We start from the raw sequence: 25,415 nt of genomic DNA on the forward strand, positions 1-25,415 counted from the left end.
AACCTCCACGAATAAGTTTCGGTTAAGAAGGCGAAAAATCCTCCTGGTAACTTAGTGAGACTCTGCACACAGCAGGGCGACCGCGTGGGCGCAGATCCCCTCGCGGCGGCCCACAAAGCCCAGGCCCTCGTTGGTGGTCGCCTTGATCCCGACCGCATCGACCGAGACCTCCAGAGCGGCTGCGATCACAGCCTTCATCTGGTCGGCGCGCGGCCCGATCTTGGGGGTCTCGGCGATTACCGTGATATCGACATTGCCCACTCTCCAGCCCCGCTCGGCCAAAAGCGCACGCACCTCGGTGACAAACTCGATACTGGGGCGGTCTTTGTGGCGCAGCTCCGACGGGGGGAAGTACGTGCCGATATCGCCTAGGCCCGCGGCTCCCAGTAGCGCATCGCAGAGGGCGTGGAGCAGGACATCGGCATCGGAGTGACCCGCGAGCCCGAGGGGGGAGTCGGGGAAGTGCACGCCCCCCAGCCAGAGCGGTCGTCCCGGAGCGAAGGGATGAATGTCGTAGCCATGGCCGATACGGAACAAAGGGGGCATCTTAGCGATCAGTATAGCATAGGACACCTGAGTGCAGGGGCACAACACTTGACAAGTGGGAATTGCCTGCGATAGAATCTGCGAAACATAGTTTTTCACCCGTTGTCGGGTTCGATTTCTTTGAGGAAACAAAGTTTTTTAATGGCACGGCGGCTACCTACAATTCGGGACGTGGCGGCGCAGGCGGGGGTCTCGGTCGGGACTGCTTCCAAAGCGCTCAACAACCAAGGACGGATCTCCACGGAGACACGCTCGGCGGTGCTGCGTGCTGCGGAGGAGCTGCGGTTTGCCCCCAATGCCTTGATTCGCTCGCTTCAGCGTGGGCGGACCGGGACCGTGGGCCTGCTGACCTGGCCGGTGCGGGAGACAGGAATTCTCAGTGTCGATCTAGCCCTGCTCACCGGGGTCTCCCATGGCCTTGCCGCAGTTCAGACCGATATGCTGCTCTACGCCCGCTGTCCCGGGCGGGAGCTGACAACCATTCTCCTCGATGGGCGGGTCGATGGCGCGATCCTGGTGCCCCATGAGCTCGATGAAGCGACCTTGGGCAGCCTCGCAAGTGCAGGGCTGCCGACGGTCGCTCTCTATCAGGCCGAGGTGCCGCAGGGAATGGGCTATGTGAAGGTGGACAATGGCTCTGGGATGCGGCAGGCAGTGGCACATCTGGTGGCGCGGGGACACAAGCGGATTGCCTACTACTCTCCCCTGAGCTCTGCCGACTTTCGGGAGCGCTGCGCGGGCTATAAAGAGGCCTGCCGGGAACTTGGTGCCAGCACGCGTGTTGAGCTCTGTGTGACCCCCGCAGACTACCATGCGCCTCTGCTTCCCACTTGGGAGAGCTGGTGTGCGCTCGACGAGCCGCCCACAGCGCTGATCGTGGGCAACGATGGTTTTGCGATGAAGTGGCTGGAGTTTCTGGAGACGCAGCAGGTCTCCGTGCCTCAGCAACTCTCGCTGGTTGGTTTTGACGATGCTCCTATTGCCAGCACAGGAGTAGGCCTGACGACAGTGCGACAGCCCGGTCTTCAGGTAGGAGAGCTGGCGGCGGCGTTTGTGGATCGCTTGATTCAGGGCGCGCCTGCTGACGAGTGCCGCCGGACCCTTCCGGTAGAGCTCGTGGTGCGTGGTACGACCGGTCCGCCCTCTTTGGAGGGGCGACGGTAACTTTATTTACCTTGAAAGGTACGAAAATGTCACAGAAAGACACTAAACGGAGCGCGTTTACGCTCATTGAACTTCTCGTTGTTATTGCAATCATTGCCATCCTTGCAGCGATCCTCTTCCCGGTCTTTGCCCAGGCACGTGAGAAGGCGCGCGCCATCTCCTGCCTCTCTAACATGAAGCAGCTGGGAACGTCGTTCATGATGTATGTCCAGGACTACGACGAGACCTTCCCCCTGGGTGTCCAGGAGGACTGGAACAATGGCTGGCCGACCGCCGTTCAGCCCTATGTCAAGAGCCTGGGGATCTTCCGCTGCCCCGACGACGGCGATCTTACCCAGGTGGACTGGACCGTGGGCTGGGCAGGCGTCCCGATCTCCTACGCCACCAATGGCTTCCAGCAGTGGAATGGCTCTACCTGGCAGGTCTTTGGCCTGATCGGTGTCTCTCAGGCCTGGATGGGGAGCGGGGCTGCTGGTCGTGGCATGGCGATCATGAACCGACCCGCCGACACGATCCTCCTGGCAGAGAAGCACAACCGTGAGGTGCGACGCAATGGTGGGACCGGAAATCTCTCGGGCTGGGGACCGGGCCACACGATCACCGGAGTGAACTGGTGGGACTGGGTTGGCCCTGGCCAGATGCCCGATGGTACCCGCTCCCTGACCGCTGCCTACCCCAATGGGCGCAATGGTGCCGTGAGCTTCAAGCACAACGAGCGCAGCAACTTTGTCTTTGCGGACGGCCATGCTAAGTCCATGGTGCCCTACACCACCAACCCGGACCCGGTAAACCGCCCTCTCGATAACATGTGGAATGCACAGCGAAACTAAGATGCCAAAGAACCTTTTTGTGATTGCAGCACTAGCCCTCATGGGCATGGCGCTCCTCGCGGGTTGTGGGGATAAGGGCGCGGATGCTCCCAAGACCCCGCAGGAGGTCAAGGACTTCAAGGGCGGGCCACCGCCCCCAGAGGCCCAGGCCAAGATTCGTGAGATGATGCAGAAGGGCGGCGGTCCCGGTGGGGCACCGCCACAGGCGGGTCAGCCACCCGCAGGGCGCTAAAAAACAAAAAACTCCGGGGGAGGCTGGCCTCCCCCGGAGTTTTTTTTCTACTTCAGTGCCTCTTCAATCGCTGCGATCTCATCGGCAGCGAACTTCGTCTTTTCCGCGGCTTTGACATTCTCCACAATCTGCTCCGGGCGGCTTGCCCCGATCAGTGCCGATGTCATCCGGGAGTCACGGAGCACCCAGGAGAGCGACATCTGTGCCAGGCTCTGGCCCCGGTCGGCGGCAATCGCATTGAGGCGGTTGAGCTTGGCGACCGTCTCCGGGGTGACTGCCGACTCTTGCAAGAAGCCCGAGGGCTGCTTGGCGCGGGAGTCGTCGGGGATCGTGCCGGTGAGGTACTTGTTGGTCAGGAGCCCCTGTGCGAGCGGGCAGAAGGCGATCAGGCCGATGCCGCGATCCCCGCAGACATCGGTCAGGCCGTTCTCAATCCAGCGGTTGAGCAGGGAGTAGCTCGGCTGGTGCAGGATGGGCTTGATGAACCCATTGGCCTCACAGACCGCCAAGGCCAGCTTGGTCTGCTCCGCAGAGTAGCTGGAGATCGCGGCATAGAGTGCCTTCCCCGAGCGCACAGCGGAGTCGAGTGCGCCCATGGTCTCCTCCAAGGGCGTGTTGGGGTCGGGGCGGTGGGAGTAGAAGATATCGACGTAGTCTAGCTGAAGGCGCTTGAGGCTGGCATCCAGGCTCGCGAGCAGGTACTTGCGGCTCCCCCACTCGCCGTAGGGGCCGGGCCACATCCGGTAGCCTGCCTTGGTCGAGATAATCAGCTCATCCCGGTAGCCGGCGAAGTCGTCCTTGAGAATCCGCCCGACCCGCGTCTCCGCAGCACCTGGGGAGGGGCCGTAGTTATTGGCGAGATCGAAGTGGGTGATGCCATTATCGAAGCTGGCAAAGAGCATCTGCCGTGCGTTCTCATGGAGCGAGGCTTCGTCGGTGTGGCGTGCCGCATCGGTGCCGGGGTCCCCAAAGTTGTGCCAGCAGCCAATCGAGATCGCCGGGAGGTGGAGCCCGGAGCGCCCACAGCGGCGGAACCAGCCGGCCGTGTTTTCGTAGCGGGAAGAAGAAGGAGTGTAGTTGGACATAGCAGGACTAGGTTCGGCAACGAGGGAGAACTTACCTGCCCAAAACCGTGCTATAATGCCTTTGCAATGAACCAGGCTGAGGAAAAATCTCCCCCAACCGCTCCTCCCGCTACGCCACCAAAGATGGTTGCCGTGCGTCGCCGTACCCGCCGCCGCCGCTCTGCGCCGCCCGTGCGCCGCAAGACACTGAGTGTTCTCTTGGTCTGCTTCGTCGTTGTCTTCATCCTGGCCGCGGTCCCCGAGCTGAGAAACGCCATCGCGAGCTACCTCCACCAGCTGTTCGGCGGGAAGCGCATGCCGGTTGAGGTCGTGGCTCTCCTGCTTGCGGGCTTGGTGCTGGTCTATCTCATCCCAGGAGTCGAGGACAAGGTCCTTGTCGCGGTTGGGCTACGCAAGCGCTCGCGGAGCCGCAATAGCCACCGCTAGTGCCTGGCTAGAGCGTGAGGAAGGGGCGCATCTTCTCCAGCTTCTTCTCACCAATTCCGCGCACTTCTTTAAGCTCCTCTAGCTCTTTGAACCCGCCGTTGCTCTGTCGGTAGTCCAGGATGCTCTGGGCCGTACTCGGGCCGACTCCGGGAAGCTTCTGAAGGTCCGCGAGAGTTGCGTTATTAAGCTTTACGAGGCCCTCTCCCGGCGTATGAAACTTGCCCGCGCTCCCGTGCGACGAGGGATGCGTTGCGGCGGGAGCGGAGACGGGGGGCGGTACGGGCTGGGCCTTTCCAAGCACGCGGCTGCCGATACCTGGAGGAGAACTGCTCACTTGGGGCTGCGCGACTGCCTGGCGGGTGGGCACATGGAGCTGGTCGGCGTCTTTTAGGTGGTCCGCGAGGTTGAGGGCCTCCTGCTGGGCGTTGCTCTGGAAGCCTCCGGCGCGCTGGATCGCATGGAAGAGCCGCTGGCCGGGGCGAAAGGTGTAGACGCCGGGACGCTTGACCGCGCCGCTGACATAGACCACAAGCTCCGTCGCCGCAGGTGTTGGGCGAGGCGTGCTGGGAGAGAGCGGAGGGGGCGCTGTAGGGGTTGGTCGTGCGCCGGCCTTGAGAACCGTGGGCTCCAGCGGCGTGGCGCGGGAGCGGTAGGCGGCACTTCCGAGACCAAAGAGCAGGAGAACCCCCACCGCGACGGCGAGACCAAAGCGTTCTCTATGGCTGAGAGAGGCAAGCGGGTTTTGCATATTCAAGAGTTCCTTTCTGTCGCTTCTAAAACGGTTGGGAACCCCGGAATCTGACAAAACCCGCAAGATTTATTTTTTGGTGACTCCCCAGGCCCCTGTAAAGCTCTCGCCGGGCTCAAGCCGTTTGAGGCCCCACTCGGGGTGGTTGAAGGCATCGCTGCCGCAGGTCATGGGCTCGATCGCCAGGGAGCGGCGGCGGTAGGGAGCGGGCATGTTCTCCCCGGTGTAGAGCACCACATAGTCAAAGGCCTCGTCCATCCAGACCGTCACCTCAGCGTCCGCGCTTGCCAGGGTCACGTTGGCGCGGCCTTGGGCATCGCGCTGGGGAGCGAGGAAGCAGTGGTTGAAGACCGTGGAGCCGATAGCGGTGGGAGTGCGATAGTCCAGGCCCGCCTCTGCCACCGAGAAGATCGTCCCTGTGGGAATGAACTGCTTCATCTCCAAGACCGAGTCAAACGGGAGCGTGAGCCGATCCCCATCGACGCGCTCGGAGCCAACCGTGAAGTAGGGATGGAAGCCCACCGCGACCGGAGCCGCGTCCATGCCCGTGTTGGTGACTACAAAGCGACAGGTCAGCCCCGTGTCATCGAGAGAGTAGGTGAGCTCCAGCCCCAGAGGAAAGGGGTAGCCGTGTGCGCCCAAGAAATCGAGGGTGAAGCGCACCAGGCTCTCGCTCTGCTCCGCCACCTCCCAGACCAGGGTTCGGACAAAGCCATGGATCGCGTTGGGGCCGTCTTTATCGGTCTGGGGGAGCTGGTGGTAGGTACCGTCCCAGGCATAGGTCCCCCCCGCGACTCGTCCGGGGAAGGGGATGAGCACATCGCCTTGTCCCCCTTGCTTCTGCTCCTTGCCCTGGTAGCCGGTCGCGACCGGCTGGCCGTCTTTTGTCACGCCCCGTAGCGAGGCTCCGTAGGCGGCAACCGCCGCTTCCCATACGCCGTGGCGCAGGATGAGTTCTTGATCGTCGTTCATAGTGTAAATTGCCCCAGCTGAAGGAGGTCCACGGTCACCCCGAGGCCGGGGGCTGTCGGGACAGTCGCCATGCCGTCTTCAAGCTCGATGCCCTGAGAGAATACCGCATGGAAGGGGTCTTCGAGTGTATCGGTCTCCAGTAGTGGGGGACGGAGCTCGACACGGCCGGGGTGGCGGATATCGGAGGCGAGAAAGTGTAGCGAGGCGGCGAGGTTGAGCGGGGTGCCCAGGGAGCGCGGCACGACATTGACCCCGTGTGCCGATGCCACCGTGCGGATCTTCTGTGCCTCGCTCAGGCCACCGCACCAGGCGGGGTTTACCTGGAAGGTGCCAATCGCCTGGGTGGCAAGAAGTGCCTCAAAGGCCCAGCGTGTCTGCTCGTAGCGCCCGGCCGAGAGCGGGAGCGTGGTCTGCGCGGCGAGGCGTGCCCAGGCGGTGACTGGCTCGGCGGCAAGCGGGTCGGCGAGGGCGGTGAAGCCCTGCTCGGCGAGGGCGCGGCAGATAATGGCGGCCTCGGGGACATCGTAGGAGCCGTGTGCCTCGGCGGCGAAGGGAATATCGGGGAGCTCCTTGCGCAGGGCACGGGCGAGCGCGGCATCGGCGGCGAGGCTACGGCCCACCTGCACCAGCAAGGCACGCGCCCCGCTCTCGACCGCACGGTGCGCCTCGGCGAGCATCCGGGGGATGCGCTCGCTCTCGGGGCCCTCGCGGAAGTAGAGCCCCGTGGCGTAGCAGGGAATGCGCTCGCGGGTGCGGCCCCCCAGAAGTGCGCTCACCGACTGCCCGAGGAGCTTGCCCTTGAGGTCCCAGAGCGCCATGTCGATCCCACTGAGCGCGCCGATCAAGACCCCCCGACGCCCAAAGGGGAGCGCGGCCTGCCAGAGCCGATCCCAGAGCGGGTCGGTGGCAAGCGGGTCCTGACCACGAAGCAGCGGCCCGAAAAACTCGGTCACGGCGGGTGCCAAGACTGCCGGTGGCCCCGCACACTCGCCCCAACCCTCCGTGCCATCGTCGGCGATGACGCACACCAAGAGCGCCTCACGGACAGCAACCCGGCCCCGCGCCCAGCCGTAGGGCTCGGTAAGAGGGGCACGCAGTCGAAAGGCTCTGACTTCCCGAACCATGTCTAGGCGCGCGCCTTGGCCACGGCGGCGACAAAGGCCTTGGCAGTCTCGGTGAGGGCGGCCCAGTCCTTGTTCTTGAGGACCTCTTTGCTCACCAGCGACGATCCCGCGGCCACAGCGGCGCAGCCGGCCTTGATAAACTCGCCCGCGGTGTTGAGATCGACACCGCCCGTGGGGATGATCTGGAGCTGGGGCAGGGGAGCCTTGAGCGCCTTGATGTAGCTGGGGCCGAGGCCGTCGGCGGGGAAGATCTTGATAAAGTCCGCGCCCGCTTCGTGGGCGGTGAGCGCCTCGGTGGGGGTGTAGGCCCCGCAGACAATCGGGACGTTGTAGCGGCGGCACATCTCGATAATCTCGACCTTCATCACAGGGGAGACGGCAAACTGCGCCCCGGCAAGGATCGCCATGCGGGTGGTCTCAGCATCCAGGACCGTCCCGACACCCATCAGGATCGCATCGCCTAGCTCTTTGCGCACCGCGGTGATGACCTGGAGGGCGTTGGGGGTGGTCATGGTCACCTCCATCGAGGTCACGCCTCCCGCCGCAAGGGCCTTGGCAACGTCCATTAGCTGCTCACTGGAGTCTGCGCGGATCACGGCCACGACGCCGGGGTTGAGCATTCGCTCGATAATCTGATACTTACTCATAGCGCTTTCTATGATAGCACAGCTTCGGGGACGTTTATGGTTTGGGGCGAGAGCGCAGGAAGCAGTAGACCGAAGACGAGGCACAGACCATCGCCAGTACCCAGCCCAGCTCGATCTTGACACCGTCACTGCCGTTGCCAAGACCCAGCCCGACCACGCTCGCAACCCAGACCAGCGCTAAGAACGACAGAGTCCCCTCGATGCTCCGAGGGACCGCGAAGTGCTGCGTGTGGTTGAGCAGGGGGAGCAGGTTGGCGACGAGGGCAAGGCTTAGGATAAACCAGAGCGGAGTGGTCACTCCCAAAAAGTGAACGGTGCCATTGAAGGCCGAGAGAGTCACCTCCCCTCCCCCGAACATCAGCGCCACACGGGCAAACCCACTGACCTCCGTGCCATCGAGCTTGAAGGTTACCCAGGGAAGGAAGAAGGCGAGGACACCCGCGATCAGTGCCACGAGGAGAACGGTATTTTTCTGCTTTGGATCCATGGTTTTCTCCCGAACAAGAATTAAGGCAGTGTATCCGACCGTGGGTACAATAGGCACATGTCAATTCTTCTCTCTGAGATCAATGAGCAGCCTGTTGCGATGGAGCGGGCGCTGGCGGGCGGTAAGGACGCCATTGCGGAGCTGGTGGCGCAGATCAAGAAGCGCGAGGTGCGGTATGTCATTCTCGCGGCTCGTGGGACCAGCGATAACGCGGCCACCTACGCAAAGTACTTGCTACAGCTTACGGTGGGGATTCCCTGCGGGCTCGCGGCACCGTCGGTGCATACCCTCTACGAGGCCGAGGTCAACTACAAAGACGCGCTGGTGATCGGGGTCTCGCAGTCCGGGGCGGGCGACGATATCAACGAGGTGATGGTGCAGGCCAAGAAGAGCGGCGCGCTCACCGCGGCGATCACCAACACGGAGGGCTCGCGGCTCTCGGAGATCGCGGAGCACGTGCTGTTCTGCAATGCGGGGCTTGAGCGGGCGGTGGCGGCCACCAAGACCTACACCACGACCCTGGCCCTCTTTGCCAAGCTCGCCGCGCGCTGGGCCGGCGACACGGCGCTGGCGGAGACCCTCTGGCGGGTCCCGGATGCCCTGCGTACCGAGCTTCATCGCCTCTCGGGGCGGGCGGAGACAGTCGCACACTCCCTCACCCACGCGGAGCGGATTCTTGCCGTGGCGCGCGGCCTGCACCTCTGCACCGCGATTGAGTCGTCGCTCAAGATCGCCGAGACCACCCACACCACCACCCAAGCGTTCTCGTCGGCGGACCTGCTCCACGGCCCGATCGCCAGTGTCCCCGCCAACACGCCCTGCCTGCTTTTGTTGCCTAATGGGAAGACCAAGCCCATGATGCTCGAAGTGGCGGCCAAGCTAGAAGGGCGAGGCGCGCGGGTGCTCACGGTCTCCACCGATGCCGATGCCGCGCTTCCCCTCACCGACACCGGCACCGAGCTTCTGGCCCCGCTGGTGGATATCCTGCCCGCCCAGCTCCTGGCCTACCACCTGACAGTCGCCCGTGGCCTCGATCCCGACAACCCGAGCGGCCTGACCAAGGTGACGGTCACTCGCTGATCCAGCCCTTCTCCACCGCCTCACGAATCCAGCCCTCTGCGACCTCCCAGAGGGCGGGAGCTCCCACCCCAATCGGTCGGTTGCGCTCCGTGACACGTGCGGCGCTCACCCCGTGCTCCACCCAGCTCCCGCCGCTGTTTTTGTAGTTGGGGAGCATCCCACATAGCCGGTCCACCGCAGCGGCAAACCGCGCCTCGGGGGTCTCTTGCGCCTCGAACTCGTCCCAGAGAGCGCGGTACTCGGCGGCCTGGTCGGGTGGCAGGAGCCCAAAGATGCGCTCCGCCGCCGCTTCTTCCCGCTCCCGCTTGTCGGCCATGGCGCTTGTGTCGTAGACAAAGCTATCGCCCGCATCGATCTCTACCAGGTCGTGGATCAGGGCGATCTTGAGGACACGGGGCAGGTCCAGCGGCACCGGCGCGTGCTCCGCAAGCGTGAGAGCCATCAGCGCGAAGTGCCAGGAGTGCTCGGCGGTGTTCTCCTTGCGCGGGTCGTGGATCAGGGAGGTGCGGCGCAAGATGGTCTTGAGCTGGTCGGCCTCCGTGAGGAAAGCGAGCTGCTGGGAAAGTCGTTGTGAAGTCATGGCCTTATCTAGCCAATATACCTTAATGTAAAAAATACGAGGAACCTGGTAATCCTGCGGGTCGAGTGGGCCACCGAGAATCCCAACAAATATACGAGATAGAAAAAAGACGGGGTTTTCTTCGTCGTAAATCAGGAACAACACTTAAGGGAAGCAGAGGGTAAGAATAAGGATGGGGATAGTTGCTCCACACCTGGTAGGGACACTCTCAGAGATAGAGCTGCCTGTGGCAAAACCAAATACGGCAGTGGCACCAGCCTCAGTATACGCGGTCGAGCCGGAGATCCCGATTCCGCCGCCGCTCTCTTGGACTGTCCCTAGCCCGACCCCAAGCGCGCTGGCGTCTGTCACGCCTGCGGGCACGGTCAGCCAGGCCAGCGCTGTCGTCCCTGCGCCGGTTCAGGCCGCGCTGGGGGTGGGGGGAAGCTGGGAGCTCGGTGCGCTGATGACCCCGGAGCCGGCGAGCAGCTCCGCCGCGGCGCCCCAGTTTACGGCGGAGCATGCGGTGGACTTTCTCTCCAACCTCCCCAACTGCCTCGATGAGCAGGAGCGCTGTGGCAAGGTCCAAGAGCTCTTCAAGGGGCTCACCCACGATGAGAGTGCCCTGGCGGCTGGGCTGGTGGAAGAAGCGGCGGAGCAGATCGTGACGATCCGGCAGAACCTGCGCGGGATCGAGGTTGAGTTCCAGAGGGAGCAGGCCGACGATGAGCTCTGTATTCAGGTGCTGGAGGAGCGCCTGGTGCGCCTGCGGCGGCAGGTGCGGGAGCGGCAAGAGGGGATGGTGACCCAGCGCCGCGAGCTCAAGACACGCCTCGATGAGATGATGGGCGTGATCGTTTTCTTTGACCGTTACCAGGGCTTCCTGCGCCAGCAGAAGCAAGCCCCCATGACCGAGACTCCTGCCTTTATGCGGGACGATACCGTGAAAAATCTACTCAAGCACAATGGACGTCTGGCGTTTGTCTGAGAATAGGGACGGGTGATCGACGGAAGCGATATGCCAAAGACCCCCGAATACCGAAGCCATAGTGAGCTAAAAGTGCTTGCTGCGCAGCTTGCAGCAGGCCGGCCCGCGCCCACGCCTTCGGGGGAGCCTACCCTACCCGTCCCACCGCCCTTTGGAGCTGAGCCCGGTGAGCCCGTCGATGGCACGGTCGTGGTGAGCGCCGCGCTCTCCCGCCCCTTGGTGCTCCCCAGCCAGACCCACGAGCCACGGCAAGAGCACCGCCCCGCCTCGCCCAGTGGCGTTGTCTCCTACCAGGACGCCCTCGCGGCGGTTTTTGCACAGGCGACGGAGGTACTCGACGACGAAGAAGAGATGCCGGCTGTGGCGGCCCCAAGTGCCCCGACGGTCGCGACACCCGAGGGCGTTGTCGCCTATCTGTCGTCGCTGCCGGGGCACCTCTCGCTGGAGTCGCGGTACGCCGCGATGGAGGAGGAGCTCGCCCGCTTCCCCAACAACGATCCCTCGGAGCTAGTGGGGGACGCCGCGGTCCAGCTGGTCGCGCTCCGGCGTGAGCTGCACAAGCACAACGCCGACCACAACGAGGCGATCCAAGCGACCCGCTGGCGTATCGAGCTTCTGGAGCAGGAGCTGGAGCGCATGCGCGAGCAGCTAGCCGAGCGCGAGAGAACGGGTGTCGAGCACCGGCGCGAGCTCCTCACCAAGGTCGATGAGATGACCGGCGTGATTGTCTTCTTCGACGGCTACCAGGCCTATCTCTTGCAGCGTGAGCAGGAGCGCGAGCAAGAGGGGCACGGCCCACAGTTCCTGGACAACGAGACCGCCCTGCGGCTCTTGGAGCGTCGGGCTGCCTAGCCTACGCCTCCCAGAGCGCCTTGACTCCCCCAATAATAAACTCCACCGCCACGGCCACCACGATCAGGCCCATGATGCGGTTGAGGATATTCATTCCCGTCTTTCCCAGTGCCTTGCCCATCGGTCCCGCCATGCGCAGACAGAGCCACGCGGTGAAGCAGACCACCGCGATCACCCCCGTGACCCAGAGGATATGGGGAAAGAACGGCCCCTTCTGTGCCAGCAAGATCACCGAGCCAATGGCACCTGGGCCGGCCAGCAAGGGCAGCGCCAGCGGGACAATCGCGATATCGTCCCTGTGCTCGGCCTCCTCCGCCTCCTCGGGGGTCTGGCGGGAGCGGCTGGGCTGGGCATTGATCATCTCTAGGCCCATGAAGAGAAAGAGAATCCCGCCGGCCACTTTGAAGCTTGCGAGGCTGATCCCAAAGAGCTCTAGGATGAGTTTGCCCACCAGAGCGCTGATGAAGAGGATCAGAAAGACCGCGACCGTCGCACGCCGCGCGGTGCGCTGGCGCTCCTTGGGGGCCTGGTGCTGGGTCAGCGTGAGAAAGACCGGCGCCGCCCCGATGGGCTCGACCACGACGACGAGCGCGACAATGGTCTTGAGGAGGGTGGTGGGGTCCATACCAGACGAAGTATACCGCGGTAGCCCTAAGAACAAGTCTTTGGGCTTGAGAAGGCGACGGGCACCTTCGTGCCCAATGAGTCTGATTGGCTGCGAAGGCAGCCGTCGCCCTTTGAAGCCCGGACACTCGTTGTCCGGGCGAACCATGTTGTCCGGGGGGCTGCGTTACCGCGGTACAATACGCAAGCGATGAGGTGTGTTTCCCATGAACCGTCGTAGGCTTGTTTTTCTCCTGCCCACGCTGCTGCTGACCGTCACTCTCGGGCAGCGGTGGCTTCAGTCGCGCCAAGAGGACGAGCACGCGGCTAGGGAGGCGCGGGAGCTGGTCCTAAAGCAGTTCCGTCAGGAGCTAGAGAGCGATGCCTACACCTCTGCCCAGAAGTTTGTTCGCTCGCATCTCCTCCCCGCCCAGATCGCCTCAACGGCGCAGATTCGGGAGCTCAACTTGCAGCACCTGAAGCCGCACCGCTACAAGGTTCGTGGTGAGGTCGAGTGGACACAAGCCGATGGCAAGCGTGTTCGTCGGCGCGTTGAGGCCGATCTTCAGCACGGCCCGATGGACAAGAACTGGTACTTGCTCGACACCGAGTTTTTACCGGTTGCGCCATAGAGAGTTGCTGTATAATGGCGCATCGTCTCGTTTGAGGAGTATTTAAATGACGTCTCGCAGAAATGCATTTACCCTTATAGAGCTCTTAGTGGTCATTGCCATCATTGCCATCCTTGCCGCTATTCTCTTCCCCGTCTTTGCCCAGGCGCGTGAGAAAGCTCGGCAAGCTGCGTGTCTGTCCAACGTGCGTCAGCTCTCCACCGCCGTGATGATGTACGTCCAAGACTACGACGAGCAGTACCCGATGACGGCTAACTACAACACGGGGGCCTTTACTCCGACGATCTGGCCCGAGATGATCCAGCCCTATGTCAAGAACGACGGCATCTTTAAGTGCCCCAGCGCGATCCAGCCCGGCTATCCCGCCGACTGGGCCAACCGTGGCTATGCGTCGATTGGCATGAACGCCCAGCTCGCCTACCGTGATCCCAGCACCAGCGCCAACGCCACCGAGGCCTTTACCAGCACGCTCGGGCTGGCCAGTGTCGATGAGCCCGCCCGCCTCGCACTCTTCACCGATACCCCCAACTCTCCCTTTGGTAGTGGCAGTATCGGGCGCTACCGTGGGCATAACTTCGACCCCTGTGTGCCCACTGCAAAGGTCAACGCGGTCGATATTCGCCTCAGCACCCCGCTGATCGGGGACAATGACCTCGTGGCGACCAACCCTGCCATGGCAGCCGGTGCTCTCAAGCCTGTCTATGCCCGCCACCAGCGCACAGGGCAGGGCCAGGGTCTTGCGATGGTGCTCCACGGCGATGGTCACGTCAAGGCCTACTCCGCTAATGGGATGCTCGCCCAAGACAAGGGCGCGAACCTGATCTGGCGCGTGCGCGGCGTGTGCCCGTAGATTAGTCTCGAGTGTCATCTCAAGGGGCAGGGCTTCTCCCAGAACCCACTGCCCCTTGCATCTAGCTCTCTGGAGACGCTAGGTAGACCTCTAGCCGTTTCTGAAGCTCCTCTGTGCTGTCGGGGGGAATCGAGGGAGTTGGGTTTAGTTCTCCAAGCCCGCACGCTGCTGAGGCAAGCACGGGCGCACCGGCGGCGAGGGCGTAGAGCAAGGGCCGGGGAGCATCTTCGGCGACCGCGGGCTGCACGACGCACCGGGCACCCTCCAGCCAGGTCGCCAGGGTCTCGGCGTGCTCGGTGTGGACTCCCGCCCAGAAGTCTGCTCCTTCGAGCGCGCTGCCCCGCAGGCGCACGGTGAGCTGGAGGGCGCGGGCAGCGTCGCGGACCGCGTAGGTACCCTTGCGTGCGGCGGTCGGGCCGGCGAAGGCGATCACGCGACGGGTGCTCGGCTGCCAGGGGGCTGCCACAGTCGGCAGGTTCCAGGGGAGCTTTTGGGCACGCTCGGGGAAGAGGGCGGCCAGTGCGGCGTGCGGGGTGATGACCTGCCGGGCGGCAGCGAGTGCGGCGCGCTCCGCCTCGACAAGCGCCTCAGGGGCACGGAAGTCGCCCAGCAAGCGTGCCTCGGGGCGGCGGGCGAGGGCGGCATCGAGGTTATGATGGAGCACCGCGAGCGGAGCGCGGGTGAGGAGCACATCGAAGGTGCGGCCCCCCAGCCAGCCGCCTTGCCAGAGAGCGGGCAGGAGGCTTTGTGAGACCACCAGATGCGTGGTGTCGTAGGGGAGCTGGCGGCCCAGTGCCTCGGCGAGGGCGGCGGCACCGGCGAGCTGTGCGGCGCGGCGCTGGGGCGGTGAGAGCTTCTTACGTGCCTCCAGTGCGCGCAAGAGTGTCTGGAGAGCTGCGGTGTGCACCGCGGAGAAGCCAGCGGTCTCCCAGGCATAGCGGCCCCGTGTGAGAGGCAAGAGTAGCACATCGTCGCGGCGCTTGGTGGCCGCGACCCAGTGGGCAAGCTCGGGCCAGCACTCCTCCAGCACAAAGGCGACCTTCTCGTCTGCCGCTGTCCGTGCCGCCTCTGCTGCGGGTGTGCTGTGCAGGTCGCAGTCCCCCATCCCGCATGAGTCGCAGCCGCGTGGGGTGGGCGTCAGGAGCTCGATCCGCTGGAACGTCCGGGGCGCATCGGCCCGTGGACGCTGGTCGCTCCAGAGGCGCACCATAAGTGTCTCTTCCGTGAGCCGTGCCTCGATCCGAAGGGGAACGGTGGGGGAGAAGCGCAGGTCCAGGTAGTTCCAGAAGACAGTCGCATCCTGCCCCAGCGCGGCGGCGGAGCCGGGAACGATCTGCGAGTGGGCGTGGCGCTCGAGAATCTCGCAGTGCGTGGTCAGCGCCAGCGCATAGAGGGCGTTGGAGAGCTGGCAGAGCCCACCGCCCACCGACGGAACCAGGCAGCCCTCCCGAAGCTCGCGGCCCGCCACAAACCCGCGCCGCGTGGTGGCCCGCCCGAGCTGGTGCCAGAACGAGAACACCGCCCCCGCCGGAACCACGACACCGTCTAGCGCACGGGCCGCAAGGCGCAAATTCTGTGCTTTTCCGAGCTGGAGCCGGCGCTCTGAGAGCACGAGGCTGGTCCAGAGCGGGGTCTGGGACTCGGCCAGGAGCAACGGAAGCGCTTGCTCTGTCTTGGAATGGCGGCGCGCGGGCGTTTTTAAGTCCTGTAGTGCGCGCTTGAGCTGTAGCCCACCCGCTTTTAGACGAAAGAGGGCACTGGCCGCGTGGGAGTGGCGTCTTAAGAGCGGAGGTTGGGGCGACTGCGCCATGGTTAGCGCTATTCTATCGCAAGTGCTAGCCTATGTCCTGAGAGATACGCACCCTCGACCCGCCCACCCTCGCACCAGTCGCCACATGCTCCGATCTGGCGAGCACCGTCCCAGAAGTAGGGCTGATCGAGCGCCGTGAGCGGCTTTGCGTAGCGCCAGCGGTGCGCCTGGCTCTGGGAGAGTGCGAGGGGGCCGAGAAGTGTCTCTAGCTCTGCAATCAGCGCCGCCTCGACCGTGGCCTGGCTCTCTTCCAGGTGCGCGGCGGTCCAAGCCGGGCCTGTGTGCGCGACCAGTGCGGGCGGTGCGCCTGGCCCGCGCTTGGTGTGGTCACGGGCGATCCAGGAGAAGACGGGGTGGTTGGTAAGCTCCAGGGCGGGCCAGTCCACGGCCAGGTCGGTCTCCAAGAGCGCCAGGAGCGCCCAGCAGGGCTCCAGAGTGGCCGTGGCGAGGAGGGTAGCGTCTTCGGGCGTCACGAGGTCGCTGGCGAGGGTGAGGAGCTGGACGGGGGGGACATTGAGAATGAGGGTCGTGCCGGCGAACTGACGCCCATCTTTTGCCTGCGCGACATAGCCGATATCTTCCCAGCTAATGCCCTGCACCTCCGCCTCCGTGATAACCGTCAGGCCCTCGGCGAGGTGCTTGGGAAGCGCACTGATTCCCTCGGGACAAGCATAGCGCGGGTGACCGTCGGGGCGGGGGTGGATCGTGCCGTCGCGCCACTCCGGGATCGAGCGGTACCACTCCTTGACCCAGCCCTCCGCGAGCCCTGCATCGACAATCGCTTGGAACTCCGGGGAGCGCGCGGTGAAGAACTGTGCCCCATGGTCCACACGCGCCGCGCCAAACCGCCGTGTCGCGGCCCGCCCGCCAACCCCACGCCCCTTGTCGAGCACCTGGACGGTCGCCCCGGCGGCTTGCACCTGTCGCGCAAACGCTAGCCCGGCTAGCCCCGCGCCAATCACGAGAAAATCTGTTGGTTCGTTCACGTTAAAGTTGTACCTGAGATTATGGATGGTTTAGCGCTCTTGGCGGCGTACGAGAGCCTGGACTTCTTCGAGAAGACTGAGCGCGGCGTTGCGCTCTAGGCGGATGCCAAAGCGCACCTCGCGGCCACCGACACGCAGACAAAGTGCACCGCGCTCCAGTGTCCAGGGAAGATCGGCCTGCTTGCCCTTGGGAAGGGGGGCTGCAAGCGCTAGGCTGGCAAGCTGGTCCCAGAAAAAATGCCACTGTCGCTTCCAAGGGCCAATGCGCCGGGTGAGCGTGAGGCCGTTGGACGTGCTTTCGATTGTCTCGGTGCCAAAAAGCTCCCAGAACAACAAGGGGACTATGCGCGAGGTGATGTACGGGTAGCCAAGCACTCGGCCAAGGGTGAGCGCCTGGTCATGGAGATGAGGCGGCCATGCGAAGAGTCCCAAGAGGCCATTTGCAAACCCTAGTAGGCAGAAGAGAAGGCCAAAGCACCAGAGAGTAATCCAGCCGCCGCGCCGTTTTCTCGCGAAGGTTTGGTGTAGAGGAGCCGGTGTGTTAGAGAGGTGCTGCTGTTGCATGGGGAATGGGGTTGTCAAAGAACTCAGAACCGACAATTTTGGTGAGCTTGGTGCCATCAGACTTGATGGTGTAGAGATCGTAGCGCCTGTTGCGGTGAAGCTCGGAGAGGAAGTAGATATCTTGACCGTCGTGGGTGATACGAGGGTCTAAGAGATAGGATTTTAGGTTGGTGAGCTTGACATCATCGGCCTTGCTACTGCCTGCACGGTAGATCTCAAAGTCATAGTCCTTTTGGTAGTCGTCGATATAGATAGTGCTGCCCGCCGTGCGCGGGGTGATTCCCCAAGCGCCCTCTTCACGGTAGAGCGTGACAGTGCCCTGGCTATCAAGGCGGTAGACACGCTCTGCCTTTGTGTAAGCGGAGAAGAAAACATCGCCTGTCGTGGCGCTGTAGCTTCCCGGATAGAGCTGGTAGTACAGGGAGTTGGTCAGCCGAGTGGCGTTGCCGCTCTGCACTTTGTAGAGATCCCACTGATCCCAGACATAGCCGCCCATGCTGTAGGGTCTGCGGCGATGGGCACGGTTGAAGTAGATTTCGGTGTTGTCCTTGCCGTAGAACGGGTGGTAGTCAAAGTAGGGGCCGTTGTCTAAAATCTTGGCAATCTTCCCACTGGCAAGCTCAATTTCGTAGATCGCCGACGATTTGTACCCCGCATCGGCCAGTGCAAAAGCAACTTTTTTGCCATCGGGGGAGAAGTGTGGCGTCAGCTCATTGCCACGGAGCGCAGTTAGCACAGTCGCTCTGCGTGTGGCGATATCCAAGAGGAATAAATCAGAGTCAGACTTGCCAAAGGCACAAAAGACAATTAATTTTTTATCCGGCGAGATATCAAAGGAGATCGTCCGATGGTCTTTGCGTGGATTGCCGATACACCCGGTCAGTCCTAATGTAAGCAACAAGAGCGGAAAGAGCCGAGTTTTCATGTTTGCATTCTACCTCTTCACCGAGGCGCTCTAGGAGTTCCGCTATAATAGAGGGGAATGGAAAGGAAGGTTGAGATAATGTCGGATTCCAAGCAGATCGAGCCTCAAGTCAATGGGGGACTGATCCTGGCACTGAGTATTTTAGGGCTACTCCTCTGTGGCCCACTGACCATCGTGAGCTGGCTCATGGCCAACGGAGCCCTACGCACCCTATGGAACTACCCTCACTCCGGCCAACGGGGGCTTGCACAGGCGGGGCAGGTCATCAGCATTATCGGGATGATTCTCTGGGTTCTGATTATCGGGGCGAAGGTGATTGCCCTCAACGAGAGGGGGCAACGTGCCAATCGCTCGTACGGGGCCAATATCACGATTGATGGTCGCCCGGCGAATCCAAACTCCTTGCGGGATCGGATCCTGATCGATTCTGTCTCGGGTGGGAGGGGCCGATGAGGTTGCAGCTTAGTGCACGTGTCTCAAAAGCGCACTTAGAGCGAACCGTGCGCTCGCTGGCCGAGATACCGACGCGGCATACGCTCTCCGGGGCCATGGGGGCGGATGCGGCGGCGGCGTGGCTGGAGCGGGAGCTGAGGGGCTACGGTGGGAACCTACAGGTGGCGCAGCAGCGCTGGGTGCAGGCGGCGGGGGGGCGCATGACGAAAGCCGTGGAGATTGGCAACGTCCTTGCAACCCTCCCCGGCACCGACTCCCCCGAGCGCGTGATTGTCGTCTCCGGCCACTACGACTCGCGCGTGACGGATGTGCTCGACGCGCGCTCGCCGGCACCGGGCGCCAACGACGATGCGTCGGGGGTCTCGGTCGTGCTGGAGTGTGCGCGGCTCATGGCGGGGATGCGCCCTCGCTGCACCGTGATCTTTGCGGCGGTGACCGGCGAGGAGCAGAGCCTGCTGGGCTCGGCGCAGCTGGCGAAGACCTTGAAGGAGCAGGGGAAGACCGTCGTGGCGATGGCGACCTACGATATCGTGGGGAACTCCGTGAGCCAGGAAGGCAAGCGCGACAACAAGCACATCCGGGTTTTCTCCACCTCTGACGAGCTAAATGAATTGCCCACTCAGGCCACGCGCCGTAAGGCGCTCGGCACCGACGGCGACTCGCCGGCGCGTACCCTCGCCCGTGCTATTGCGGACGCGGCGCGGCGGCAGGTGAAGGGAATCTCGGTCGCGCTCACCCTGCGCAACGACCGCTACGGGCGCGGCGGGGACCATAGCTCGTTTCTGGCCGCCGGCTTTCCCGCCGCCGTGCGCTTCACCGAGCCCGGGGAGGATTGGCGTCACCAGCACCAGGACCTGCGGACGGAGAACGGCGTGAAGCTTGGCGACCTCCCCGAGTTCGTGGACTTTGCCTACCTCAACCGAGTCACCCAAGTCGCCCTCGCCTGGCTCTCCGAGCTCGCGCTGGCACCGCCCGCCCCGGCGCGCGCCACGCTTAAGCAAGACCTCAGCAACGCCACGACGCTTACGTGGGCACCGGTCGAGGGCGCGGCGGGCTACGAGCTCCTCTGGCGTCGCACCACGGAGTTTGACTGGAGTGGGAGCAAGGCGATTGCTGGTGCCACAACGCAAGCCGCCCTGCCGCTCTCCAAGGACGACTACCTCTTCGCGGTGCGCGCAGTCGGTCCCAAGGGCGAGCGCGGTTTGCCAACCGTGGTGGGGCGCTAGCGCTTACCCGCTCAGGAGGCCCGCATCGACCGTGAGGACCTGCCCCGTCATGCTGGAGTTGCGGGCGAGCATCATAAAGGCATCCACCACATCGACCAAGTCGGTCGTTTTTTTGAGGAGCGCCTTCTGGCTGGTCGCGGCGAGCTGCTCGTCGGTGAAGCCCACGACCCAGCGGGTCAGGAGCAGGCCGGGGGCGACTGTATTGACCCGCACCTCGGGGGCCAGCGCGACCGCGAGGCACTTTGTCAGGTGGATCAGCGCGGCTTTGGAGGCAGCATAGGGAATGCTACTGCCCACCGGGGCGAGCCCGGCCACGGAGCTGGTGGAGAGGAACTGGCCACGGGTGGCGCGTAGGTGCGGCGCAGCGGCCTGCGCCAGGAAGAACGCCGCACGGGTATTGACCGCAAAGAGCTCGTCCCAGGCCGCTTCGTCGATTGCCTCAAGGTCGGAGAAGGCGGCAAAGCGCGTGGTTGCGGCGTTGTGGATCACCAGATCGAGCTGCCCAAAGGTGGCGACAGTCTCCTCCACAAGCACTCGGGCAGCGGCGGTCTGGGCGAGGTCGGCCTGGAAAGCGTGGGCGTCCGCGCCTTGCGCATGGAGCTCCGCGACGAGCGTCTCGGCGTCGGTCTGGGAGCGCGAGTAGGCAAGGGCGAGGCGCACGCCCTCACCGGCGAGGCGAAGCGCGAGCTCACGACCGAGGCCGGTCGCTCCGCCCGTCACCAGCGCGACTTTCCCCTGCATGGGCTAGTTCAGCACCATGCGGTTGGTAAGAGACGGGAGGGTCTCGGGGTGCCAGGCGGTGAGGGAGCGGCGGACACGCTCGCGGCCACGGGAGAGGCGGGAGCGGACCGTGCCCACGGGGATGTGCAGGCTCTCGGCGATCTCCTGGTAGGCCATGCCCTGGATATCGGCCATCGCGACCACACGGCGGTACTCCTCCGGGAGGGTGCGGACCGCCTGAAGCAGGGCGGCGCCTTCGAGCTGGGACAGTACCTGGCGCTCCGGGGAGACATGCGGCGCGGTCGGCTGCTCGATCGAGCTACCATCGGCGTTCTCCAGCGGCACCTGGCGCGGCTCGCGGGACTTCTTGCGGTACATGTTGTAGAACAGGTTCCGCATGATCGTGTGGAGCCACGCGCGGGGGCTGCCATCGGAGCGGTAGGTATCGAAGCGGTCGAAGGCACGGAGCAGGGTCTCCTGCACCAGGTCTTCCGCATCGGAGGCGCTACGGGTCAGCGCCATCGCGGGGGCGTAGAGCGACGCCTCATGGGGGAGAATCACCTTTTCAAAAATCTCTGCTTGTGCGTTTTTCGTGTTTGGCATTTTCGTGTTTCCTGATGACTGGATACGTCTTTTGGTCAGTGCGTTCCAAAAAAATCTAGCGTCGCCGAATCCCATGTAGGAGGAAGTCCAGCATCGCGTTTGCCTGGGTCTCCAGCCCCCGGCGGCACGACGGACTGGCGTGACAGGGGTTCAGGTAGGGCGGGAAGAAGGGGACCATGGCGAGCAGGAAGAGCGACGCGGCCTCGGTGGGCGTGCCGGGCAGGTCGAAGTCCCCCTCGGTGAGCACCTGGGTGAGGAGCTCCAGCTGCGCCTTGCGCTCGGGCTGGCCACACTCCATCAGGCGCGGCGAGAGCAGCTCATTGACCAGCTCCGTCCCGTGCACCGTCACCTGCGCGACATCGTGCACCGAGAGCACCGCAGCCAGCAGCATCCGCCGGAGCTTCTCCTCGGGCGAGGCCAGCGACTCGGTGATGGCGCGCATCTGGTCGGTGACATTGCGCTTGACCTCGCGGGCCAGGGTCAGCAGGAGCTCCTCTTTATTGTCAAAGTAGAGGTAGACCGTCCCCTTACCAATCCCCGCATCCGCCGCGATCTCGTCGATCGTGGTCTTCTTAAAGCCGTAGTGCAGAAAACGCTTGCGTGCTACCTCAAGGATGGCCCGCCGCGTCTCCTCGCCCCCTCCACAGTTGTTCTCTTTGATTGCCATGTGACTAAAATCGTATTCTGGTCATGAGTGTACCACCCCCTCTCTCGGTTTGTCAAGAGTATATGCGATAAAATTTTCGTGTTTTTTATGTCGTTGTCCCGCGAAGGGGCGTCGAGGGCGTACAGAAAGGCGTGACTGCATTGACGGAACCCGCTTCGAGCGGCTATACTCCCACCGACTTGGGAGAGGCTGTTGTGGAGATAAATGAGGGGGAGGAGGTGATCCTTGCCTGGCGCATCCACCGACTGCGGGACGAGCCGCAGAAGATCGGGCTGGTGGCGCTGGGCTATGGGATCGCCTTTGCGTTCTGGTGGCTGGCCTTTCCCTACCCCCTGGGGCTCTTCCTCCCCGTGGTTGCCCTTACCGGCGCGATGTCGGAGTACCTTCTGCCCGTGGACTACAAGCTCACCAACCAGAAGGCCTACTGCTCCTGCGGCCCCGCGATTAAGCTGGAACTGGCCTGGAGCGATATCCGCCGCGCCACGGTGGGCAAGGACGGTATCTACCTCTCTACCTTAAAGATTCCCTCCCGCCTCGACTCCTTCCGCGGGATTCGCCTGCGCTTCTCCAAAGACAACGAGAACGAGGCACTCCTGCGCGAGACCGTCAAGCGCTTGCTGCCGCGCGACGAGCCTAAAGATAAAGAGGAGACGCCATGAGCCTGGCGCAGTGGAACGAGCCCCTGCCGGAGGCGGAGCGCGAGGAGCTCTTAGAGAAGGTGGCCACGCAGGTGGCACGACGAGGGCTGAGTGTGCCCGCTATTATCGCCCTGGAGATGCACCGGCCCATGGCCTTTGTGCTCTCCCAGGGAATGATCGCACTCACCCCACTCTTTGGCCCGCTGGTCGGGCTAAACCGGATGCAGACCTTGGGACGCTTGCTGGCAGAGCCCGGCGGTGTCGAGGCACTCATCCGTCGCATTGAGGATAAAACCATATGAACCACGCAACTGGGCCTGCTTTTATCCTGCTGCTGGCAATGTCGGTTGTCATTGTCATGACCGTCGTCTCGGCGCAGCGGGGAAAACAGTACTTTATTCGGCGTATTCCCGGACTCTCGGCTATCGATGAAGCCGTGGGGCGCGCCGTGGAGATGGGACGAGGGATCCTGCTCTCCACCGGCCTCTCCGATGGGATCGATATCATCACGCTCCAGGCACTGGCCATCTGCGCCAATGTCGCGGCCTCGGCGGCGCGCTACGGCACGCGAGTCCAGATGCCGGTCTACAACTCCGCCATGCTGCCAATCGCCGAGGACACGATCTCCAATGCCTACAACCAGGCCGGCCGCGGCGATGCGTACTCCCCCGACGATGTGCGCTATCTCTCCAACCAGCAGTTCGCCTACGCGGCGGGTGTGGCCGGGATGATCCAGCGCGAGAAGTTCGCCGCGACCTTCCTCTTTGGGACGTTCTTCGCCGAGTCGCTGATCATGGCAGAGAACGCCAACATGGTCGGAGCGATCCAGGTGGCCGGGACGCCATCGACCACGCAGGTGCCCTTCTTTATCGCCGCCTGTGACTATGTCATTATCGGAGACGAGTACTACGCCGCGACTGCCTATCTCACGCGCCAGCCGACCCTGCTAGGCTCGATGGTGGGCCAAGACCGGGTGAAGATTGGGATCCTGGCGATGGTGGTGGTGGGCGCACTCTGCACGAGCTTTGTCAAGCCCCTCCAGCACCTCTTTGGTAACCTGCTCTCCGATCAAAATGTCCCCATTGGGAAGCTCTTGGACGCTCCCGAGGAAGGAGGCTAGCTATGGGAATGCTCTTTTTAGGACTGCTACTGGGGCTGGTAGCGCTCTTTATTCTCACCCTCGTGCCCAACCGGCTCCGCAAGCCCCTGATCGCAGCGGTCACCCTGCTCTCGGGCTGTTTCTACGCGGTGGAGTTCTTCCTGCCCACCGGCGCGGTCGTGGCCAACAACAAGCAAAAGGCCGAGCTCATCAAGAAGTTTGGCGAGCAGCCCTCCACCCCCGTGGCCGAGAGCGAGATCACGGTCAAGCTGGAGCCCGATGCCCTCAAGAAGCTTCAGGAGCTCCCGCCCTCCGATGCACGCCTCGTGCTCAAGCAGCTCCCCACTGATGCGCCCAAGCCGCTCACCGCAGACGATGTCGAGAAGCTGACGGCACAGGAGAACTTCCTGACCCCGCGGCTGCAGACCGCCTCGGATGTCTCCAATGTGCTACAGGCCTTCGCGATCGGGCTGGGGATCTGGTCCCTGGTCTCGGTGCACCTGCGCAATATCGCGATGAAGCGCTCCGGCTGGGGCAACTCCGCGACCCTGATCGCAGCGATTGTCCTCATGGCACTGGCCCATATCGGCAAGGAGTATGTCAAAGAGGGGCCCTTCAAGACCCTCGATGACCTGCTCTACAACGGGCTGATGAAGAACCTGGACGCCACCATGTTCTCCATTATCGCCTTCTACATTGTCTCCGCTGCCTACCGCGCCTTCCGTATCCGCTCCCTGGAGGCGACCATTCTCCTCGTGGCGGCGGCGCTGGTGATGCTGGGCAATGTCCCGATTGGCCAGGCGCTCACCAACTGGATCCCCAACGACAAGCTTAGTGTCCTAACCAACCTGCGCCTGGAGAATATCGGGCAGTGGATCCTCAAGAAGGCAAGCTCGCCCGCAACCCAGGCGATCGACTTTGGGCTGGGCGTCGGAGCGCTGGCCACCTCGCTGCGGCTCTGGCTCTCGCTGGAGCGTGGCTCGTACTTTGAGGAGGAGCTCTAAGATGAAACTGCTTAGTGACCTGCTGAAGAAGCTCAGTAACCTGGACCGCCGCTACCTCTACCTGATGCTGGCGATTGTTATCGCGATCCCACTCCTGGTGCCCGTGGTCTCCAAGCCGCTCCCCAAGCCCGCGATCACGAGCTTCACCAAGAGCTACTACGACGCAATCGAGGGAGTCGCCAACGATCCGGCGGCCAAGAACAAGATCGCCATTGTCGCCTGCAACTTCGCCGCAGGGACCCTGGCGGAGAACCTCTCCCAGTGCGAGGCGACCGTCCGCCACCTGATGATGCGCAAGGTCAAGTTCGCTATCTTTGGCTTCAGCGACCCGCAGGGCCGCGAGCTTGGCCAGCAAGTGGTTGATAAGCTCGCCAAGGAGTACGACTACCAGTACGGCCGTGACTATGTCAACTGGGGCTACCGGCCCGCAGGTGCCTCCGTGGCCCTGATCAAGTCCGCAGTCAACGACCTGCCAGGTGCCCTGGGCAAGGACACGCGTGGGACCAATGTCGCCGATGTCCCCTGCATGGCGGGGATCAAGGGGGTCAACGATGTCTCGCTGATCGTCGAGATCGCCTCCGCCTCGACCTACGGGGTCTGGATTCAGTTCTACCAGCGCGCGGGCAAGCAGCCCATTCCCACCCTCTACTGCCCGACCTCGGTCATGGCAACCGAGGCGATCCCAAAGCTGGACTCCGGCCAGCTCCAAGGAATGCTCGTGGGGCTCAAGGGCGCGAGCGAGTACGAGCTCCTGCTCAAGGCCGAGGGGTTTGCGTCGTCGGCATCGGCATCGCTCTCCCTCTCGCACCTGCTGATCCTGGTGCTGATCGTGCTGGGAAACCTGGGAATGTTTATGGAGCGCAAGCAGCGCGCACTGGCTGAGGGAGGACGCTAA

General features: G+C 63.4%; 32 protein-coding genes. 16 read left to right on the forward strand and 16 right to left on the reverse strand.

Features of this window, described 5'->3' with window-relative positions; all coding sequences use genetic code 11:
* Positions 1–51: 51 nt before the first annotated feature.
* Positions 52–546 carry a 2-C-methyl-D-erythritol 2,4-cyclodiphosphate synthase gene (gene ispF, locus HNQ39_RS13640; RefSeq protein WP_184196865.1) on the reverse strand — a complete coding sequence of 165 codons (495 nt, stop codon included), beginning with the start codon at positions 544–546 and terminating at the stop codon, positions 52–54.
* 141 nt (positions 547–687) lie between these two features.
* Here ispF and HNQ39_RS13645 point away from each other — a divergent pair, with 141 nt between their 5' ends.
* Genes HNQ39_RS13645 through HNQ39_RS13655 form a run of 3 tightly spaced genes read left to right on the forward strand, consistent with a single transcriptional unit; the run spans position 688 to position 2,772 of the window.
* The gene (locus tag HNQ39_RS13645) at positions 688–1,710 is read left to right on the forward strand and encodes a LacI family DNA-binding transcriptional regulator (RefSeq protein ID WP_184196868.1); all 1,023 of its coding nucleotides are present in this window, start codon (positions 688–690) and stop codon (positions 1,708–1,710) included.
* A gap of 26 nt (positions 1,711–1,736) precedes the next feature.
* On the forward strand, positions 1,737–2,540 hold the full coding sequence (locus HNQ39_RS13650) for a DUF1559 family PulG-like putative transporter (RefSeq protein ID WP_184196871.1): 804 nt from the start codon (positions 1,737–1,739) through the stop codon (positions 2,538–2,540).
* Position 2,541: 1 nt separating this feature from the next.
* Entirely contained in the window at positions 2,542–2,772 is a 231-nt protein-coding gene (locus HNQ39_RS13655) for a hypothetical protein (protein WP_184196874.1), read from the forward strand.
* A gap of 47 nt (positions 2,773–2,819) precedes the next feature.
* On the opposite strand, the gene HNQ39_RS13660 is transcribed toward HNQ39_RS13655, so the two are convergent.
* Positions 2,820–3,857 carry an aldo/keto reductase gene (locus HNQ39_RS13660; protein ID WP_184196877.1) on the reverse strand — a complete coding sequence of 346 codons (1,038 nt, stop codon included), beginning with the start codon at positions 3,855–3,857 and terminating at the stop codon, positions 2,820–2,822.
* Between the two features lie 66 nt (positions 3,858–3,923).
* Between HNQ39_RS13660 and HNQ39_RS13665 the strand changes: the two genes are divergently transcribed.
* On the forward strand, positions 3,924–4,283 hold the full coding sequence (locus tag HNQ39_RS13665) for a hypothetical protein (RefSeq protein WP_184196880.1): 360 nt from the start codon (positions 3,924–3,926) through the stop codon (positions 4,281–4,283).
* 7 nt (positions 4,284–4,290) lie between these two features.
* Here the strand turns inward: HNQ39_RS13665 and HNQ39_RS13670 are convergent, their stop codons facing one another.
* The 5 genes from HNQ39_RS13670 to HNQ39_RS13690 form a co-directional block, all read right to left on the reverse strand.
* Entirely contained in the window at positions 4,291–5,031 is a 741-nt protein-coding gene (locus HNQ39_RS13670) for a ComEA family DNA-binding protein (RefSeq protein WP_184196883.1), read from the reverse strand.
* Positions 5,032–5,100: 69 nt separating this feature from the next.
* Entirely contained in the window at positions 5,101–6,003 is a 903-nt protein-coding gene (locus tag HNQ39_RS13675; protein ID WP_184196886.1) for an aldose epimerase family protein, read from the reverse strand.
* Positions 6,000–7,127 carry a mandelate racemase/muconate lactonizing enzyme family protein gene (locus HNQ39_RS13680; protein ID WP_184196889.1) on the reverse strand — a complete coding sequence of 376 codons (1,128 nt, stop codon included), beginning with the start codon at positions 7,125–7,127 and terminating at the stop codon, positions 6,000–6,002. Before HNQ39_RS13680 ends, HNQ39_RS13675 begins: the two co-directional genes overlap by 4 nt.
* 2 nt (positions 7,128–7,129) lie before the next feature.
* Positions 7,130–7,774 carry a bifunctional 4-hydroxy-2-oxoglutarate aldolase/2-dehydro-3-deoxy-phosphogluconate aldolase gene (locus tag HNQ39_RS13685; protein WP_184196892.1) on the reverse strand — a complete coding sequence of 215 codons (645 nt, stop codon included), beginning with the start codon at positions 7,772–7,774 and terminating at the stop codon, positions 7,130–7,132.
* A 34-nt stretch (positions 7,775–7,808) separates the two neighbouring features.
* Positions 7,809–8,261: a hypothetical protein gene (locus tag HNQ39_RS13690; protein WP_184196895.1), complete on the reverse strand. Its 453-nt coding sequence runs from the start codon at positions 8,259–8,261 to the stop codon at positions 7,809–7,811.
* Positions 8,262–8,318: 57 nt separating this feature from the next.
* Between HNQ39_RS13690 and HNQ39_RS13695 the strand changes: the two genes are divergently transcribed.
* A complete protein-coding gene (locus tag HNQ39_RS13695) occupies positions 8,319–9,341 on the forward strand; it encodes an SIS domain-containing protein (protein WP_184196898.1) in 1,023 nt (340 codons plus the stop codon).
* On the opposite strand, the gene HNQ39_RS13700 is transcribed toward HNQ39_RS13695, so the two are convergent.
* Positions 9,331–9,921: an HD domain-containing protein gene (locus HNQ39_RS13700; protein ID WP_184196901.1), complete on the reverse strand. Its 591-nt coding sequence runs from the start codon at positions 9,919–9,921 to the stop codon at positions 9,331–9,333. The two genes, HNQ39_RS13695 and HNQ39_RS13700, sit on opposite strands and share 11 nt — an antisense overlap.
* A gap of 226 nt (positions 9,922–10,147) precedes the next feature.
* Between HNQ39_RS13700 and HNQ39_RS13705 the strand changes: the two genes are divergently transcribed.
* Positions 10,148–10,888 (forward strand): hypothetical protein, encoded by a 741-nt coding sequence (locus HNQ39_RS13705; protein ID WP_184196904.1) that lies wholly within the window; start codon positions 10,148–10,150, stop codon positions 10,886–10,888.
* A 30-nt stretch (positions 10,889–10,918) separates the two neighbouring features.
* Positions 10,919–11,740: a hypothetical protein gene (locus HNQ39_RS13710; RefSeq protein ID WP_184196907.1), complete on the forward strand. Its 822-nt coding sequence runs from the start codon at positions 10,919–10,921 to the stop codon at positions 11,738–11,740.
* Position 11,741: 1 nt separating this feature from the next.
* Here the strand turns inward: HNQ39_RS13710 and HNQ39_RS13715 are convergent, their stop codons facing one another.
* On the reverse strand, positions 11,742–12,365 hold the full coding sequence (locus tag HNQ39_RS13715) for a MarC family protein (protein WP_184196910.1): 624 nt from the start codon (positions 12,363–12,365) through the stop codon (positions 11,742–11,744).
* A 205-nt stretch (positions 12,366–12,570) separates the two neighbouring features.
* Between HNQ39_RS13715 and HNQ39_RS13720 the strand changes: the two genes are divergently transcribed.
* Together HNQ39_RS13720 and HNQ39_RS13725 are read left to right on the forward strand one after the other, a co-directional pair.
* On the forward strand, positions 12,571–12,975 hold the full coding sequence (locus HNQ39_RS13720; protein WP_184196913.1) for a hypothetical protein: 405 nt from the start codon (positions 12,571–12,573) through the stop codon (positions 12,973–12,975).
* Positions 12,976–13,021: 46 nt separating this feature from the next.
* The gene (locus tag HNQ39_RS13725; RefSeq protein ID WP_184196916.1) at positions 13,022–13,825 is read left to right on the forward strand and encodes a type II secretion system protein; all 804 of its coding nucleotides are present in this window, start codon (positions 13,022–13,024) and stop codon (positions 13,823–13,825) included.
* A 61-nt stretch (positions 13,826–13,886) separates the two neighbouring features.
* Here the strand turns inward: HNQ39_RS13725 and HNQ39_RS13730 are convergent, their stop codons facing one another.
* The 4 genes from HNQ39_RS13730 to HNQ39_RS13745 all read right to left on the reverse strand — a co-directional run bounded on the left by HNQ39_RS13730 (position 13,887) and on the right by HNQ39_RS13745 (position 18,110).
* On the reverse strand, positions 13,887–15,635 hold the full coding sequence (locus tag HNQ39_RS13730) for a VanW family protein (RefSeq protein ID WP_184196919.1): 1,749 nt from the start codon (positions 15,633–15,635) through the stop codon (positions 13,887–13,889).
* Between the two features lie 8 nt (positions 15,636–15,643).
* Positions 15,644–16,621, reverse strand: coding sequence for an FAD-dependent oxidoreductase (locus HNQ39_RS29925; protein WP_184196922.1), 978 nt, complete (start codon positions 16,619–16,621; stop codon positions 15,644–15,646).
* Positions 16,622–16,651: 30 nt separating this feature from the next.
* Positions 16,652–17,053 carry a hypothetical protein gene (locus HNQ39_RS13740; RefSeq protein WP_184196925.1) on the reverse strand — a complete coding sequence of 134 codons (402 nt, stop codon included), beginning with the start codon at positions 17,051–17,053 and terminating at the stop codon, positions 16,652–16,654.
* 109 nt (positions 17,054–17,162) lie between these two features.
* Positions 17,163–18,110 carry a TolB-like translocation protein gene (locus tag HNQ39_RS13745; RefSeq protein WP_184196928.1) on the reverse strand — a complete coding sequence of 316 codons (948 nt, stop codon included), beginning with the start codon at positions 18,108–18,110 and terminating at the stop codon, positions 17,163–17,165.
* 78 nt (positions 18,111–18,188) lie between these two features.
* Between HNQ39_RS13745 and HNQ39_RS13750 the strand changes: the two genes are divergently transcribed.
* Both HNQ39_RS13750 and HNQ39_RS13755 read left to right on the forward strand, forming a co-directional pair.
* Complete coding sequence (locus HNQ39_RS13750; protein ID WP_184196931.1) at positions 18,189–18,563, forward strand: hypothetical protein; 375 nt, start codon at positions 18,189–18,191, stop codon at positions 18,561–18,563.
* Entirely contained in the window at positions 18,560–19,789 is a 1,230-nt protein-coding gene (locus HNQ39_RS13755) for a M20/M25/M40 family metallo-hydrolase (RefSeq protein ID WP_184196934.1), read from the forward strand. Before HNQ39_RS13750 ends, HNQ39_RS13755 begins: the two co-directional genes overlap by 4 nt.
* Before the next feature lie 3 nt (positions 19,790–19,792).
* On the opposite strand, the gene HNQ39_RS13760 is transcribed toward HNQ39_RS13755, so the two are convergent.
* The 3 genes from HNQ39_RS13760 to HNQ39_RS13770 are packed head-to-tail and all read right to left on the reverse strand — an operon-like array spanning position 19,793 to position 21,779.
* Positions 19,793–20,530 (reverse strand): SDR family NAD(P)-dependent oxidoreductase, encoded by a 738-nt coding sequence (locus HNQ39_RS13760; protein WP_184196937.1) that lies wholly within the window; start codon positions 20,528–20,530, stop codon positions 19,793–19,795.
* 3 nt (positions 20,531–20,533) lie between these two features.
* On the reverse strand, positions 20,534–21,112 hold the full coding sequence (locus tag HNQ39_RS13765) for a sigma-70 family RNA polymerase sigma factor (RefSeq protein ID WP_184196940.1): 579 nt from the start codon (positions 21,110–21,112) through the stop codon (positions 20,534–20,536).
* Between the two features lie 55 nt (positions 21,113–21,167).
* Complete coding sequence (locus HNQ39_RS13770; RefSeq protein WP_184196943.1) at positions 21,168–21,779, reverse strand: TetR/AcrR family transcriptional regulator; 612 nt, start codon at positions 21,777–21,779, stop codon at positions 21,168–21,170.
* 194 nt (positions 21,780–21,973) lie between these two features.
* Here HNQ39_RS13770 and HNQ39_RS13775 point away from each other — a divergent pair, with 194 nt between their 5' ends.
* Genes HNQ39_RS13775 through HNQ39_RS13795 form a run of 5 tightly spaced genes read left to right on the forward strand, consistent with a single transcriptional unit; the run spans position 21,974 to position 25,415 of the window.
* Positions 21,974–22,438 carry a hypothetical protein gene (locus HNQ39_RS13775; protein WP_184196946.1) on the forward strand — a complete coding sequence of 155 codons (465 nt, stop codon included), beginning with the start codon at positions 21,974–21,976 and terminating at the stop codon, positions 22,436–22,438.
* Positions 22,435–22,719 (forward strand): hypothetical protein, encoded by a 285-nt coding sequence (locus HNQ39_RS13780; protein ID WP_184196949.1) that lies wholly within the window; start codon positions 22,435–22,437, stop codon positions 22,717–22,719. The genes HNQ39_RS13775 and HNQ39_RS13780 overlap by 4 nt, the downstream gene beginning before the upstream one ends.
* Positions 22,716–23,537 (forward strand): DUF6754 domain-containing protein, encoded by an 822-nt coding sequence (locus HNQ39_RS13785; RefSeq protein ID WP_184196952.1) that lies wholly within the window; start codon positions 22,716–22,718, stop codon positions 23,535–23,537. The genes HNQ39_RS13780 and HNQ39_RS13785 overlap by 4 nt, the downstream gene beginning before the upstream one ends.
* 2 nt (positions 23,538–23,539) lie before the next feature.
* Positions 23,540–24,520: a hypothetical protein gene (locus tag HNQ39_RS13790; RefSeq protein ID WP_184196955.1), complete on the forward strand. Its 981-nt coding sequence runs from the start codon at positions 23,540–23,542 to the stop codon at positions 24,518–24,520.
* A gap of 1 nt (position 24,521) precedes the next feature.
* A complete protein-coding gene (locus HNQ39_RS13795) occupies positions 24,522–25,415 on the forward strand; it encodes a hypothetical protein (RefSeq protein WP_184196959.1) in 894 nt (297 codons plus the stop codon).

Origin of the sequence: Armatimonas rosea, assembly GCF_014202505.1 — a bacterium.
Taxonomy (GTDB): domain Bacteria; phylum Armatimonadota; class Armatimonadia; order Armatimonadales; family Armatimonadaceae; genus Armatimonas; species Armatimonas rosea.